A 14,784-nucleotide genomic window follows, 5' to 3' on the forward strand; every position below is an offset into this window, starting at 1 on the left:
GTCGTACTGAGTGCTACTCGGCGTTGGTTGGCACTCTCAGCAGCGCATCCACTGCCGGCTTGGGCGAATAATCCCGGTTGAACAGCAAGGGGTAGTTGATGCGATTCTCGATGGGATAGCCGTTTTTCCAGGACATATCATCGGTCACACCCCAGAGCGTAACCCGGTCGATTTTATCCCGCTTGCGATAAAACAGCTCGAACAGTTCCCGCCAACGCTCGGTCAGTTGCTGCTGTACATCATCCGGCAAGCCGTCCGCGTAAGGGTTCAGGTACTCCACAAATTCTTCATTCTGATATTGTGGATGAAGCATGCCGGTACCGATGATCTGGCCCTCACGAGTGAGCGGCAGCACATCGATGTCCATCTCGGTAATCATCACTTTCACGCCCAGCTCGGCGTAGGCATCAATGGCCTGCTCGATGTACTCCATTTTCGGGTAATTCAAGCCCCAGTGTGCCTGGATGCCGACGCCGTCAATGCGAATACCGGTGTCCTGCAACATTTTTACCATACGCACAATACCGTCGCGCTTGGCCGGACGCCAGGCATTGAAGTCGTTGTAATAAAGCTCGGTATCCGGTGCGTACTCACTGGCGTACTGAAAGGCCAATTTCACCAGCTCATCGCCACTGCCAATACTGTTGACCCAGGTGGTGGGACGATAGGAGCCATCGTCCGCAATCACTTCATTGACTACATCCCAGGCGTGCACCTTGCCGGCATAACGCCCGGCAACCACCTCGATGTGCTGACGCATCCGCTCTTTCTGCTGCTCGGGGGTGTTGGGCTCGCCGTCTTCATTGTGAAAGAACCAGGCCGGTGTCTGGTTGTGCCAGACCAGGGTGTGGCCCACGGTAAACAGGTCGTTTTCCCGCCCGAATTCAACAAACGCATCGGCGGGCCCAAAGCGGTACACACCGGGCTCCGGGTTGATCTCCTCGGCCTTCATGGCGTTTTCCAGGGTCACGGTATTGAAGTGGTTCAACACGATCTCCGCGGACTGGGGGGCATCGCCAGCCGCGATTCCCGAATTGATCGCCACGCCCACTTTGAAGGCGTCGGCATAGGCCGCCTTGAGCGTGTCGGCGGTGGGTTTCACGTCATTCTGGCTCTGGTAGGGAGATTGCTGGCAGGCCGACAACAGTACCGCCGCAGCAAGTATCAAAACAGGTTTCATAACAGTCATACCCTGGTTTTATCATGTTGAGTGGCGCCGGAGCGGCCGGCGGGCCAGGCATCCTGACAGGCCGCCAGACAGGCCACTAAGAGTCACAACAACTATATCAAACTCCACAACGCCTGTCGGCCCGATTTCTGATCTGGCGCAAGGCCCAGCCCACCCACAGCGACTAGACTGTTAACAGAGACCTTTCCGGAACACCCCAGGCCAGGAGGTGAGCCATGCCCCACACAGAATCTATCCTATGGTTTGAGCAGATTACCCTGGAGGACATTGGCCGGGTTGGCGGCAAGAACGCCAGCCTGGGCGAGATGACCCGGTCGCTTCAGTCCGCCGGCGTCCCCATTCCCCCGGGGTTTGCCATTACCGCCCAGGTGTACCGGGATTTCATCGAGGCGAACCAACTGACCGGGCGGATCGCCGAACAACTGGCGGCGCTGAAACGTGAGCAGCAAAGTCTGGCCGATACCGGGGCAGCCATTCGGGCACTGATTCTCGGCGGGGAGTTCACCAATGGGCAACGAAATGCCATTGAGGACGCCTACCAGCGGCTTTGCGACCGACTGCAACAGCCCGACGCCCCGGTCGCCGTGCGCAGCTCCGCTACGGCTGAGGACCTGCCGGAGGCCAGTTTCGCCGGTCAGCAGGAAAGCTTTCTCAACGTCCGGGGGCTGGATGGGTTACTGGAAAGCAGCCGGGCCTGTCTGGCCTCCCTGTACACCGACCGCGCCATCGCCTACCGAGAGCAGCACGGCTTTGCCCACGAGCAGGTGGCGCTTTCGGTGGGTGTGCAACAGATGGTGCGCTCGGACCTCGGCTGCGCCGGCGTTCTGTTTACCCTGGATACCGAAAGCGGCTTCCCCGATGTGGTGCTGATCAACGGCGCCTGGGGACTGGGCGAGTCGGTGGTCAAGGGCAGCGTCAACCCGGACCGGTTTATGGTGTACAAGCCGCTGCTGGAACGTGAATTTCAACCCATCATAGAGCGCACTTGCGGGAGCAAAGCGGAAAAGATGCTCTATGCCGACTCGGCCGACGAACCCGGTAAAACCACGCGCACGGTTGCCACCACCGAATCCGAACGCCAGCGCCTGGTGCTGAACGATGGGGACATTCTCACCCTGGCGCGCTGGGGGATACAGATCGAACAGCACTACCAGCGCGCCATGGATATCGAATGGGCGCGGGACGGAGAAACCGGGCAGCTTTATATTGTCCAGGCCCGCCCGGAAACCATCGAATCACAAAAAGACCGCGCGGTCTTCTCCAGCTATAAACTGAAGGAGCAGGGCTCTGTGCTGGTGGAAGGCGCCAGTGTCGGCAGCGCCATCGCCGCCGGTCCGGTGTGCAAGCTGGACCGACACGACCAGAGCGAGCAGTTCCCGAAAGGCGCCATTCTGGTCACCGACCGGACCGACCCGGACTGGGTACCGATCATGCGCCGCGCGGCGGGGGTCATTACCAACAGCGGCGGTGCCACCAGTCATGCCGCCATTGTCAGCCGGGAGCTGAAGGTGCCCGCCATCGTCGGTACCGGGAACGCCACGGAGCGTCTGACCGAAGGAGCGGAGGTCACGTTGGACTGTTCACAAGGCGCCCAGGGCAAGGTTTACGAAGGTAAGCTGGCCTTTGAGGTAAAGCAGATTCGGGTGGACGGAGTGGTTCCCACCCGCACCGACCTGATGATCAATGTCGCCATGCCCGACGGCGCGCTGTACTGGTGGCAGCTGCCGACCCGGGGAATCGGCCTGGCCCGGATCGAGTTCATCATTTCCAGCCAGATTGGTGTTCACCCCATGGCCCTTTTGCACCCGGAGCGGGTCACCCCGATTGAGACCCTGGACACCATCGCCGCCTTGACTCAGCGCTACGCCACCCCGAGTGAGTATTTTGTCGATCAACTGGCCACCGGCATTGGCAAAATTGCCGCTTCCTGTTACCCCCACCCGGCCATCGTGCGTTTCTCAGATCTCAAGTCGAACGAGTACCGTGGGCTGATTGGTGGTGAAGACTTCGAACTGGAAGAGGACAACCCCATGCTCGGGTTGCGCGGCGCCTCGCGCTACTATCACGAACGCTACCGGGAAGCCTTTCAGCTTGAGTGCCAGGCATTGAAACGCGCCCGGGAGGTCATGGGCTTTGACAATATCATCGCCATGATTCCCTTCTGCCGCACACCGGCCGAGGCGGATCAGGTGCTGGCGGTGATGGCCGACGCCGGGCTCAAACGCGGCGAGAACGGCCTTCAGGTTTACGTGATGTGTGAGATTCCCTCGAACGTCATTCTGGCCGAGCAGTTTGCCCAGCGGTTCGACGGCTTCTCTATCGGCAGCAACGATCTGACCCAGTTGGTGCTCGGCATCGATCGGGATTCACAAGCCCTGCGCCCGCTGTTCGATGCCCGGGACGAGGCCGTCAAACGACTGATCGCCCAGGTCATTCGGGTGGCTCACGAACACCATCGCAAGGTGGGCATCTGCGGTCAGGCACCGTCCGACCATCCCGATTTTGCCGCGTTTCTGGTGGAGTGCGGCATAGATTCCATTTCCCTCAATCCGGATTCCATCATCCGGGCCAGTCAACATATTGCCCAAGCGGAGAGACAATGAAAGTTGCCGTATTCAGCAGCAAACCTTACGACAAGGCGTTTCTGACCAGTGCCAATCAGGGGCGCCACGAGCTGGTATTTCACGAAACCGCGCTCAACACCACCAGCGCGATTCTCGCCCAGGACTGCACCGCCGTCTGCTGTTTCGTCAACGACCAGTTGGGCGCGGACGTGTTGGAGATTCTGGCAAAGCAGGGCGTAAAACTCATTGCCATGCGCTGCGCGGGCTACAATCAGGTTGATCTGAACGCCGCCCGCGCCCAGGGAATCACCCTGACCCGGGTGCCGGAGTATTCTCCCCATGCCATTGCCGAACACACACTCGCCCTGATTCTGATGCTGAACCGGCAACTGCATCGGGCGCACTACCGCGTTCATGAAAACGACTACTCACTTGACGGCCTGCTCGGCTTCGACCTGTTTGGCAAAACGGTCGGCGTGATCGGCACCGGTAAAATCGGTGCTACCTTTGCGCGGATCATGCTCGGGCTGGGCTGTCGGGTGATCGCCTACGACCCGTTTCCCGACGAAGCGCTGCAAACCGCCGGCGTGGATTACGTTGCACTCGACGCCCTCTGGTCGCAGTCCGACATCATCTCCCTGCACTGCCCCCTGACCCCGGACAACCATCATCTGATCAACGCCGATGCCCTGCTAAAAATGAAACCGGGGGTGATGCTGATCAATACCGGTCGCGGCGGCCTGCTCGATACCAAAGCGGTCATTGCCGGGCTGAAGTCCCGGCAGGTGGGTTACCTGGGGCTGGACGTGTATGAAGAGGAAAGCGATCTGTTTTTTGAAGATCACTCCAGCCAACTGTTGCAGGATGATGTGTTTGCCCGACTGCTGACATTCCCCAACGTCGTGATCACCGGACACCAGGCGTTCTTCACCCGCGAGGCACTGGCCGCCATTGCAGACACCACCCTGAAGAACCTCACCGGATTCGAACAGCAAGACCGGACCCTGATGCACTTGATCGAGTCACCGTAGATGTCTGCCATGGATACCCACGACCTGGCACCTCCCTCCCCGACTGACTCACAGTTGGAAGAGCCAGTTCACGCTCTCACCGCCAAACAGACACTGAGACACCTGGACAGCACCGCCAACGGACTGAGCGCTGCTAATGCGGAAAAACGACTGGCCCAATGGGGGCCGAACGCCCTGCCCACCCAACCGCCGACACCGGGCTGGAAGCGCTGGCTCCGGCAATTTCACAATCTCTTCATTTACGTTCTGCTTGTCAGCGGGTTGATCAGTCTGTTTCTCGGTCATTGGGTGGATGCCGGCGTCATTACCGGGGTGGTATTGATCAATGCCACCATCGGTTTTGTGCAGGAGGGCAAAGCCGAGCAGGCCCTGCGCGCCATTCTGTCCATGAGCCGAAGCCAGTGCCTGGTGCTGCGCGACGGGGCGACCCTCACCCTCGACAGCGAAGCACTGGTGCCGGGTGATGTGGTACTGCTGCAAGCCGGCGACAAAGTCCCCGCCGATATCCGTCTGCTGGAAAGTAAAAGCATCCGCTGTGACGAAGCGTTACTCACTGGTGAATCCCAGGCCGTTGATAAAGTCACCGCACCGGTAAGCGCCGAAGCGCCCCTGGCGGAACGGCTCAATATGGCCTATATGGGCACCCTGATCACCTACGGCAGCGGACGCGGTGTGGTTACTCAGACCGGCTCACACACCGAGATTGGCACCATCAACCGGATGGTTCAGGGCGTGACCTTGAGTTCGACGCCGCTGCAGCGCCAACTGCAACGCTTCGCCGGACAAATGACCCTGGCCATTCTGTTGATCACCGTCGCCACCGTTGTTCTGGGTGCGCTGCTGCATAACCAGAGCCTGGCCACGCTGTTTCAGGGCGCGATCGGTATTGCCGTTGCGGCCATTCCCGAAGGCCTGCCCGCCGTGGTCACCATCACCCTCGCGCTCGGGGTGGAGCGCATGGCCCGCAAACGCTCACTGATGCGGCGCCTGCCCGCGGTGGAAGTGCTCGGTTCGGTGGACGTGATCTGTTCGGATAAAACCGGCACTCTCACCGCCAATGCCATGACCGCGCGTGCGCTGGTCACCAGCACCCACCGGTACACGGTAAGCGGCGAGGGCTACACGCCGGAAGGCGATATCAAGGCGGAGCCTCACTCCTCGGGCGACAGTGCCGGCAGTGACTCCGTTACCACCGCCTCCCGCATCGCCCTGTTGTGCAACGATGCCAACCTGACCGAGGAGCAGGGCGAGTGGCAGTTGCACGGCGACCCCACCGAGGGTGCTCTGCTGGTATTGGCAATGAAACACGGGTTGGAGGCCAATCAGTGTCGACGCAAATGGCCGCGCATTGACAGTCTCCCGTTCGAAACCGAAAAACGCTATATGGCCGTGTTGCATGACCACCCCGACGGCGACCGGGAAATGGCGATCAAGGGCGCGCCCGATCGGCTGTTGGAGCTGTGCCGCGAGCAGCTCGGTCCGAATGGCCCGGAACCACTGGACCGGGATTACTGGCACCGCCAGATGGAGCAGCTCGCCTCGAAAGGGATGCGGGTCATGGCTCTGGCTCGCAAACCGATGGACAGCGAACAGACCGAGCTGCATCACCACCATATGGAAAGCGGTCTGGTCATGGTGGCGCTGGTCGGCATCAGCGATCCGCCCCGCCCCGAAGCTGTCGAGGCAATCGCCCAGTGTCACGCGGCCGGTATTCGGGTTCTGATGATTACCGGCGACAATCCGGTAACCGCCGCCGCCATCGGCCGCGAGCTGGGCCTGAACAGCGAGAGGGTGGTCAGCGGTGCGGAGCTCGACCGGATGAATGACGCCGAGCGCATCGCTGTGGTCGATCAGGTCGATCTGTTCGCCCGCACCAGTCCGGCCAACAAACTGCAACTGGTGGAATCACTGCAAGCCCGGGGGCATACCGTGGCCATGACCGGCGACGGCGTCAACGACGCCCCCGCCCTGCGCTCCTCTGACATTGGCATCGCCATGGGCCAGAAAGGCACCGACGCCGCCAAGGAGGCCGCCGACTTCGTACTGACCGATGACAACTTTGCCACCATTACGCATGCCGTAGCAGAAGGGCGCACTGTGTACGACAATATTGTGAAGGCCATTGCGTTCATCCTGCCCACCAATCTGGCCCAGGCCGTCGTCATCGTGCTCGCCATTCTGTTCGGTTGGCTGTTGCCGATTACACCGGTGCAGATTCTATGGGTCAATATGGTCACTGCGGTCACTCTCGCACTGGCCATGGCTTTCGAGCAGAGCGAAGCCAACATCATGCAGCGCCCGCCCCGCCCCCGTAACCAGGGCCTGATTACCGGCACGCTGCTCTACCGGATCCTGCTGGTCGGTGGTCTTGGCGCGCTCACGGTATTCACCCTGTTTGAGTGGCAGATGTCGGCCTCGGGAGACGAGGCTCTGGCACGCTCCGTTGCGGTCAATGCGCTGGTACTGTTTGAAATATTCTATTTACTGAGTGCGCGTACCCTGAACGATTCCCTGTGGCACCGTCGCTATTGGCAGGGGTTACGCCCGACACTGGTAGCCATTGCACTGGTGCTGTTGTTTCAGGGGGTGTTTACCTATTGGCCGATCAGTCAACGTATTTTTGATGTCGGCGCTTTGAGTGTGAGTCATTGGCTGGTACTGGTGCTGTCGACCAGTCCGATTCTATTGATCGTCGAGTTGGAAAAGTTTCTGACCCGACACCTGCGCGGACACTGACATGGCCCTATCCTCTCGCCCGTTACCGGAAGCCCTCGCCATTTTGCGAGAGCTGTCCCTGGATCTGTATTGGAGCTGGAATCACGATGGCGACCAGCTCTGGCAACAACTGAACCCGGAGGTGTGGGAACACACCCAAAACCCGGTGGAGGTATTGCAACTGACCAGCGACGAACAACTTCAGAAAATCGCCCGGGACAAAAACTTCCTCGCCGCACTGAACACTCTGACCCAGGCGAGGGATGCCTACCTCACCGACACCAGCTGGTATCAACAGCACTACGCCAACTCGGCGCTCAAAGGCATTGCCTATCTCAGTATGGAGTACGGCCTCTGCGATGCCCTGCCGCTGTACGCCGGGGGGCTGGGCATGCTCGCCGGAGACTACCTGAAAACCGCCAGCGATCTGGGTGTACCGGTGGTCGCCGTGGGGCTGCTGTATCAGCAGGGCTATTTCCACCAGAGCCTGGATGACACCGGATGGCAACGGGAAACCTATCTGTACAACGACCCGGGCAGCCTGCCCCTGCGCCGGGCTCAGGCGAAAGACGGCAGCTGGCTGCATATTGATACCGAATTTCTTTGTCGGCGGGTGCGTTTTCGGGTCTGGCAGGTCACGGTCGGGCGCATCACCCTGTATCTGCTCGACAGTAATGATCCGCGCAACCAGGCGGGCGACCGGGGCATCACCAGTCAACTCTACGGCGGCAACCGCGAGCTGCGTCTGGTGCAGGAAATTGCTCTGGGCATTTGCGGCTGGCGATTGTTGGACACCCTCGGTTGTGGAGACTACGTCTGTCATCTGAACGAAGGACATGCGGCATTCGCCACACTGGAGCGCATGCGCACCTATTGCGAGCGACACAAAGTCTCCTTTGATGAAGCACTTTGGGCCACCCGTGCGGGAAATATTTTCACCACTCACACGCCAGTGGCAGCCGGTTTCGATCGCTATCCCATCGAAGTCTTGCGTCGCTATATTGACGAATTCTCCCAACAACTCGGCGTCCCCGCGGAACGGTTATTGGCACTGGGCAAAGCCAATCCAGAGGACTCGACAGAGTGGTTCAATATGGCCTGGCTGGCCATGCGCACCTGCGCTTTTGCCAACGGCGTCAGCGCCTTGCATGGCGCCGTCAGCCGAACCATTTTTCAACCGCTTTTCCCGCGCTGGCCGGAGCGCGAAGTGCCCATCGGGCATGTCACCAATGGCGTCCATGTGCCCACCTGGGATTCATCCCGGGCCGATAACGAGTGGCGTCAACTGTTCGGTCCGGACCGCTGGCGTCAGGACCTGGAGCGCATGCCCACCGACACCATTGAGCAACTGGACAACCACCGCCTCTGGCAGATGAAGGGTCAGGGCCGAGCGCAACTGGTGGACTACGTACGCCGACGTCTGGGCCATCAGTGGCGCCGCGAAAGCGACCCCGGTCAGTGTGCGGTATTCAGCGAACAACCGCTGGACCCGAATGTCCTTACCCTGGGCTTTGCCCGACGGTTTGCCGAGTACAAACGACCCAACCTGTTGCTGCACAACCCGGATCGACTCGCCGCCCTGCTCAACCACCCTCAGCACCCGGTGCAACTCATTGTGGCCGGCAAGGCCCATCCCGCGGACCAGTGGGGAAAGAATGCGTTACAGGCCTGGTACCGGTTTGCCCGCCGCGCCGACGTCAAAGACCGGGTGGTTTTTCTGGAGGACTACGATATCGAGCTGGCACAACATCTGGTGCAGGGCGTCGATGTCTGGCTGAACACACCGCGCCGCCCCTGGGAGGCCTGCGGCACCAGCGGCATGAAAGTGCTGGTCAACGGTGGCCTGAACCTGTCCAGCCTCGACGGCTGGTGGGCCGAGGCCTGGCACGCGGAAGTGGGTTGGGCCCTGGGAGACGGTGACGTCCACGGCGAGGAGCAGGACGATGACGATGCCACGGCGCTGTATGAACTCCTGGAGCAGGATATCGCGCCCTGTTTTTATCATCGAGACGACGCCGATATACCCACCGACTGGTTGGAACGAGTACGGCACAGCATGGCCCAACTGACCGCGTCTTTCAGTTGCAACCGGATGCTTCAGGAATACATTGAAGGCTACTATCTCCCGGCCGCCCAATTACTGGCGAACCGCACAAAGGAAAAAGGCGCCCTTGCGGCCGAACTGTTTCAATGGCATTCAGGCCTGTCCCAACATTGGCACGAAATCCACTTGGGTGAGCTGCAGTTCGATGAGCGGGATGGGCATCGTCGGGTCGGGCTGAATGTACAACTCGGCGGATTGAACCCAGAGCATCTGACCGTAGAGTTGATCGCCGACCCCACCGACGCGGAGAGCGCCATCACCCTGGCACTGACACCGGCGAGTACCTTGCAGAGCGCCACTCACAGTTACCGGTATGAAGGGCAGCTGGACAGCGCGCGCCCGGATGGCGACTTCACCGCCCGAGTGGTTCCCAGACATCCGGCGGCGATGATTCCGGCGGAGCACCAGAAAATCATCTGGCAATCGCGGTAGCGTTGAACCCTCAGCGAGCCTCTACCCGTCGGCCCGGTTCGATATCCTGGCCGGGATGGAGGATCACCCGCTCGCCCGGCTCGAGTCCGTCCTGGATTTCGGTCAACAATCCACTGCGCCGTCCCGGCGTCACGGTTCGGCGCACGGCCTCGCCGTCCTCAATCACATACACCGCCCAGCGTTTCTCTTCCCGGAACAGGGCGCTGGCCGGCACCTGCAAGACATCGTCACCTTCCCAGAGAATAAAACGCGCCTCCACCCGGTAACCGTCACCCAGGTCTTTCCAGCGTTCGCGCTGCGCATCAAAATCGACAATGACCCAGACGCGCTGCTCTTCCACTCCCAGCGCGGAAATGTGCGTAAAGCCCGCCGGTTCGATCCGGCGCACCCGTCCCGGCAACACCTCGTCGCCGCCCCAGCGTTCCAATTCCACACGCATTCCCGGGCTCAGACGCACGGCGTCCGGTGAGAGCAGATCCACTTCCACTTGCAGGCTGCTCAAATCACCCAGGGTCAGTATCGGTTCACCCGGTTGAACCCGCCCGGCACTCTGTCGCTCGCGGGTGAGCACGACACCCTCCGTCGGTGCGGTGACCTTGAGCGGCTCCGAACGGACTTCGCCACCGGCAATGGTCAACGCCGCTTCGGCGTTTTCCCGCTCGTGCCGCGCCACATCCACCTGAAACTGTGCCGTGCGCAGACGCGCACTGGCACTGCGTGCTTCCGCCAGCGCCCGGTCCAATGCTTCCCGGGACAGATGGCCCTGATCCACCAGCCGCTGTACCCGTACCAGCTCCCGGTCCGCCAATTCGGCCTGGGCGCGCTGGACTTCAACGGCGGATTCCGCGGCGGCCAAAGCCGACTCGGCCCGCGCCAGAGCCGCCCGGGCCTGGGCGCCGGTGCGGGCATCCAGCGCGTCAGCCGGTGCCGGATTCAGAGTAAACAGGGTATCGCCCTGAGCCACTTCATCGCCGGGCTCAAGCAGTACTCGATTGAGGTAACCCGCCACCGGCGCCGAGACCTCGAAGCGATCCGGCAGGCGGGTGCGCCCCTCCTCCTCGACAGTAATCCGGAAGGGACCACGAATCACCTGCGCCGAGTCCACCAGCGCGGGCGGATCGCGAAAGCTGATGATCATCACCACAATCACCAGCAAGGTGATGGCGGCAAAAATCAGGGTACGACGGTTCGGGCGTTTCATAGCCATAAGTCCTTGGACTGTCTTGAGCCGGGAGGTTCGCTCCGGCGCCAGAAGGTTTACTTACTCCGCCGACTTCAGGGCCGACACCATATCCAGTTTGACCAGTGCCCGCCCCATCATCAAGGCGGACAACAGGGTCGCGACCAGCACCACCAGGGCGGCGCTGGCATAGGTGTCCGCGGTCAGCACCAGCGGCACCCGGTAAAGATCGGTCTGCATGCCCAGGGTGAGCAACTGACACAGACCGGCCCCCAGCAGGAAGCCGAGCGGCATGGCCAGCACGGTCAGCAACAACAGTTCACCCAACAAAATAAAAGCAATTTCCGCCCGGGTAAAACCCAATACCCGCAAGGTCGCCAGCTCCCGACTGCGCTCGGCAAAGGCGATGCGCGCGTTGTTGTACACCACGGCAAAGGCGATCGATCCGGCCATAAACACACTGAAAAAGGTGAACACCAGCATACTGTCCGCCATCATATCGTCGAACGCGCGGATGGTGGTGTCCCGCTGGTTCACTCCCGCCACCCGGGGCATGGCCTCCAGGCGGCGATTGACCTCCTCCACCAGCTCCGGGTCCACCGCCAAAAAAGCGCCGCTCACCGTATCGCCCTCACCGAGCAGTCGGGCCAGGGTGTCCTGCCGCAGATACGCGCCCACGCCGATAAATTCGGTGACCAAACCGGCCACGGGAATGGCGAGCTCCGGCTGCCGCCCTTCCTGCACCTTGACCTGCAGAGTATCCCCCACACCAATACCGAGCATGGTCGCCAGATGGTCGGTGAGCAACACCCCTTCGTCGGGAATGGCGATGGGCTGCAGTTGATCATCGAGCACCTGCACCAGATGCCGGGGCTCGGAAAAGCCCTGTACACCGCCCCGATAAGAGCGATGTCCGTAGTGCAGAATCGCCGAGGCGCTGCGAAAGCCCTCGACGTAACGAACGCCGGGGAGCGCTGCCAGCTCGTGCAGAGCACCGCGCTGGGTGGGTTCAATAAAACTGACGGTCATATCCTGTTGCTGGGCAAGGCGAAACTGCACATCCATCATGTAATCGATGGAGCCTTTCTGAAACCCGGTGAGCATCATCATGCCCACCGCGAGGCTGATACCCAGAATCGACAGGCCCGCCTTGATTGGTTGTCGCTCCAGGTTGCGCAGGATAATCCGGGTCGGCTGACTCAGGCCCCGAATGCCCAACCGTTCGATCAGGGTGCGACGAAAATGGGTGGGCGGTTCCGGGCGCATGGCTTCCGCCGGGGGCAATCGAAACGCCCGATACACCGCCGTCAGGGTACCCAGCGCCGTCGCGCCGCCGGCGATGACAATGGCGGTCAGTGCCACCGAGGCCCGCAGCCGGAACTCCAACCAGGGAAAGCGGAAAAAGTCCTGATACAGACCGGCCAGGGCACTGGCCAGCCAGGTGCCCAACAACACCCCGAGAATGGAACCGATCAGGACAATCACCAACACCAACATCAGGTAGTGTCCGGCCACGGTCAGGCTGTCATAACCGAAGGCTTTCAGCACCGCGATCTGCTCGCGCTGGGTGCGGATCAATCGGGCCGCCACCACATTCAACAAAAACGCAGACACGCCAATAAAAATCAACGGCAGAAACACCGCCATGGCGGCAATCTGTTCCAGTTCCTGTTCAATAAAACGGTGTGACAGTTGATCGTCGCGACCATAGGCGCCGAGCCCGCCCCAGGGCTCAAGCAAACCATCCAGATGATCGATGGTGGTCTGCGGGTTGGCCCCCGCGTATAGCGTCAGCGTAACGTTGTTGAAGGCCCCTTCCATATCAAAGGCGGATTCCAGTGCATCGCGATTCATCCAGAGAATGGCGTAGCGGGAAAAATCCGGAAACAGATCGCCCGGACGAATCTGATAGATGTACTCCGGCGAAAGGGCAATGCCGCTGATCCACAGCGTCTGGTAGCGACCATTGATCACCACCGACAGGCGATCACCGGGCTGCAATTCATGCGCCTCGGCGAAGGCTTCGCTCAACAATACCTGATCGTTGCGGCCCGCTTCAGGCAACTGGCCGGTGCGCAGATGCAACTGATTGAGCTGGGGCTGGCGCCCGTCGGGAATGGATTGGGCGAGGCCGGTAACGGGCTGATCAAACCCGGGCACCTGCAGTTTCACCGGCGCCTGCACGCGGGTTTCCAGGGTGGCCACGCCGGGCACGGCGCGCAGACGATCGGCCAGGGATTCAGGCGCCCGCTTGAGATTGGCAAACACCTCGGAAAAGCGCTGGCTCTGATACACACTCTGCTGGCTGAGGCGCAGTGCATCCAGGGCGGTAAAGGACATCACAAACATGGCCACGCCGGTGGCAATCACCACCGCAATGGCAAGGCCCTGCCCTTTCAGGGTCCAGAGGTTGCGCAGCAGTTTGGTATTGAGAGCGCGCATGGCGAGTTACCAGTGCAACTGGTCGGGATCAACGGGGTGCGGGTTTTCCGTGACTTCGCTCACCCGCCCGTCGCTCAGGCGAATCATCCGCTCGGCCATATCCGCAATCACCGCATTGTGGGTAATCACCGCGGTGGTGGTACCCAACTCCCGGTTGATCCGGCGCAGCACTTCCAGCACCTTGATACCGGTTTTTGAATCCAGTGCACCGGTGGGTTCATCGCACAACAACACTTCGGGATTTTTGGCGATGGCCCGGGCAATGGCCACCCGTTGCTGTTCACCACCGGACAGTTGAGCCGGGAAATGATCCAAGCGCTCTTCAAGTCCCACCAGCGCCAGGGCATCGGCCGGGTCCATGGGATGGCGGGCAATGTCGGTAACGATGGCGACATTCTCCCGCGCGGTCAGGCTGGGAATCAGATTGTAGAATTGAAAAACAAACCCGACATGGTGACGACGAAAGTCCGTCAGCACTCGCTCAGTCGCATGACTCAAGTCGGTCTCCCGGTACCACACTTCCCCTTCGGTACCGCTGTCCAGCCCGCCGAGAATATTGAGCAAGGTGGACTTGCCACTGCCCGAGGCGCCGAGCAACACCACAAACTCCCCGGCGTACAGCTCCATATCCACGCCGCGCAGCGCGTGAATTTCCACCTCGCCCATACGAAACACCCGGGTGAGGCCCCGGGTGCGGAATACCGGTGTCATCCAATGATCCAGGCGAGCACGATGATCACCAGGGCAATCAGGCCGGCAATGCCTCCGAGCTTCATAAAGGCGACATTGCGCCGGCGCACGGCATCGAGCCGGGCGGTGGTTGAAGCGATGGTGGGCTCTTCGATGTTGGTGTTGGCGGGGTCGGCGCCGGCGTAGCGGGAGCCGCCGGGGGTGTCTTCATCACCGGGCAGCACGATCAGCAGTGCGCCGTCATCCGCGAAATCCCGGCGCCAGTGGTCGGCGGCTTTTTTGTCATCGACGGTTTTGAACTCGACCGGCGAACCGGTAAAGAACGTTTCGCGCACTTTATCCGGGGACATCTCCAGTCGCTTGGCCAGGTTGCCGATCACTTCCTGGCGCTGAAAGCCTGTGACCAGGTCGCCGGTAAACATCAGTCGATACATCGC

The 14,784-nt window shown here is 60.9% G+C and carries 9 protein-coding genes; 4 read left to right on the forward strand and 5 right to left on the reverse strand.

Going from position 1 to position 14,784, the window contains the following annotated elements:
* Positions 1–13: 13 nt before the first annotated feature.
* Positions 14–1,180 (reverse strand): endo-1,4-beta-xylanase, encoded by a 1,167-nt coding sequence (locus tag EDC38_RS06630; RefSeq protein WP_123637822.1) that lies wholly within the window; start codon positions 1,178–1,180, stop codon positions 14–16.
* 224 nt (positions 1,181–1,404) lie between these two features.
* Here EDC38_RS06630 and ppsA point away from each other — a divergent pair, with 224 nt between their 5' ends.
* Genes ppsA through glgP form a run of 4 tightly spaced genes read left to right on the forward strand, consistent with a single transcriptional unit; the run spans position 1,405 to position 10,035 of the window.
* On the forward strand, positions 1,405–3,792 hold the full coding sequence (ppsA, locus tag EDC38_RS06635; RefSeq protein WP_123637823.1) for a phosphoenolpyruvate synthase: 2,388 nt from the start codon (positions 1,405–1,407) through the stop codon (positions 3,790–3,792).
* The gene (locus EDC38_RS06640) at positions 3,789–4,784 is read left to right on the forward strand and encodes a 2-hydroxyacid dehydrogenase (protein ID WP_123637824.1); all 996 of its coding nucleotides are present in this window, start codon (positions 3,789–3,791) and stop codon (positions 4,782–4,784) included. Before ppsA ends, EDC38_RS06640 begins: the two co-directional genes overlap by 4 nt.
* Positions 4,785–4,793: 9 nt before the next feature.
* Complete coding sequence (locus EDC38_RS06645) at positions 4,794–7,520, forward strand: cation-translocating P-type ATPase (protein WP_123638877.1); 2,727 nt, start codon at positions 4,794–4,796, stop codon at positions 7,518–7,520.
* 1 nt (position 7,521) lies between these two features.
* The gene (gene glgP, locus EDC38_RS06650) at positions 7,522–10,035 is read left to right on the forward strand and encodes an alpha-glucan family phosphorylase (protein WP_123637825.1); all 2,514 of its coding nucleotides are present in this window, start codon (positions 7,522–7,524) and stop codon (positions 10,033–10,035) included.
* A 10-nt stretch (positions 10,036–10,045) separates the two neighbouring features.
* On the opposite strand, the gene EDC38_RS06655 is transcribed toward glgP, so the two are convergent.
* From EDC38_RS06655 to EDC38_RS06670, 4 genes are read right to left on the reverse strand one after another with little or no spacing between them, the layout of a single operon-like run.
* Complete coding sequence (locus tag EDC38_RS06655) at positions 10,046–11,236, reverse strand: efflux RND transporter periplasmic adaptor subunit (protein WP_123637826.1); 1,191 nt, start codon at positions 11,234–11,236, stop codon at positions 10,046–10,048.
* Positions 11,237–11,296: 60 nt separating this feature from the next.
* Entirely contained in the window at positions 11,297–13,657 is a 2,361-nt protein-coding gene (locus EDC38_RS06660) for an ABC transporter permease (RefSeq protein WP_123637827.1), read from the reverse strand.
* 6 nt (positions 13,658–13,663) lie between these two features.
* Complete coding sequence (locus EDC38_RS06665; protein ID WP_123637828.1) at positions 13,664–14,368, reverse strand: ABC transporter ATP-binding protein; 705 nt, start codon at positions 14,366–14,368, stop codon at positions 13,664–13,666.
* Entirely contained in the window at positions 14,365–14,781 is a 417-nt protein-coding gene (locus tag EDC38_RS06670; RefSeq protein ID WP_123637829.1) for a hypothetical protein, read from the reverse strand. Before EDC38_RS06670 ends, EDC38_RS06665 begins: the two co-directional genes overlap by 4 nt.
* Positions 14,782–14,784: the final 3 nt, after the last annotated feature.

This window comes from Marinimicrobium koreense (assembly GCF_003762925.1).
GTDB classification, from domain to species: domain Bacteria; phylum Pseudomonadota; class Gammaproteobacteria; order Pseudomonadales; family Cellvibrionaceae; genus Marinimicrobium; species Marinimicrobium koreense.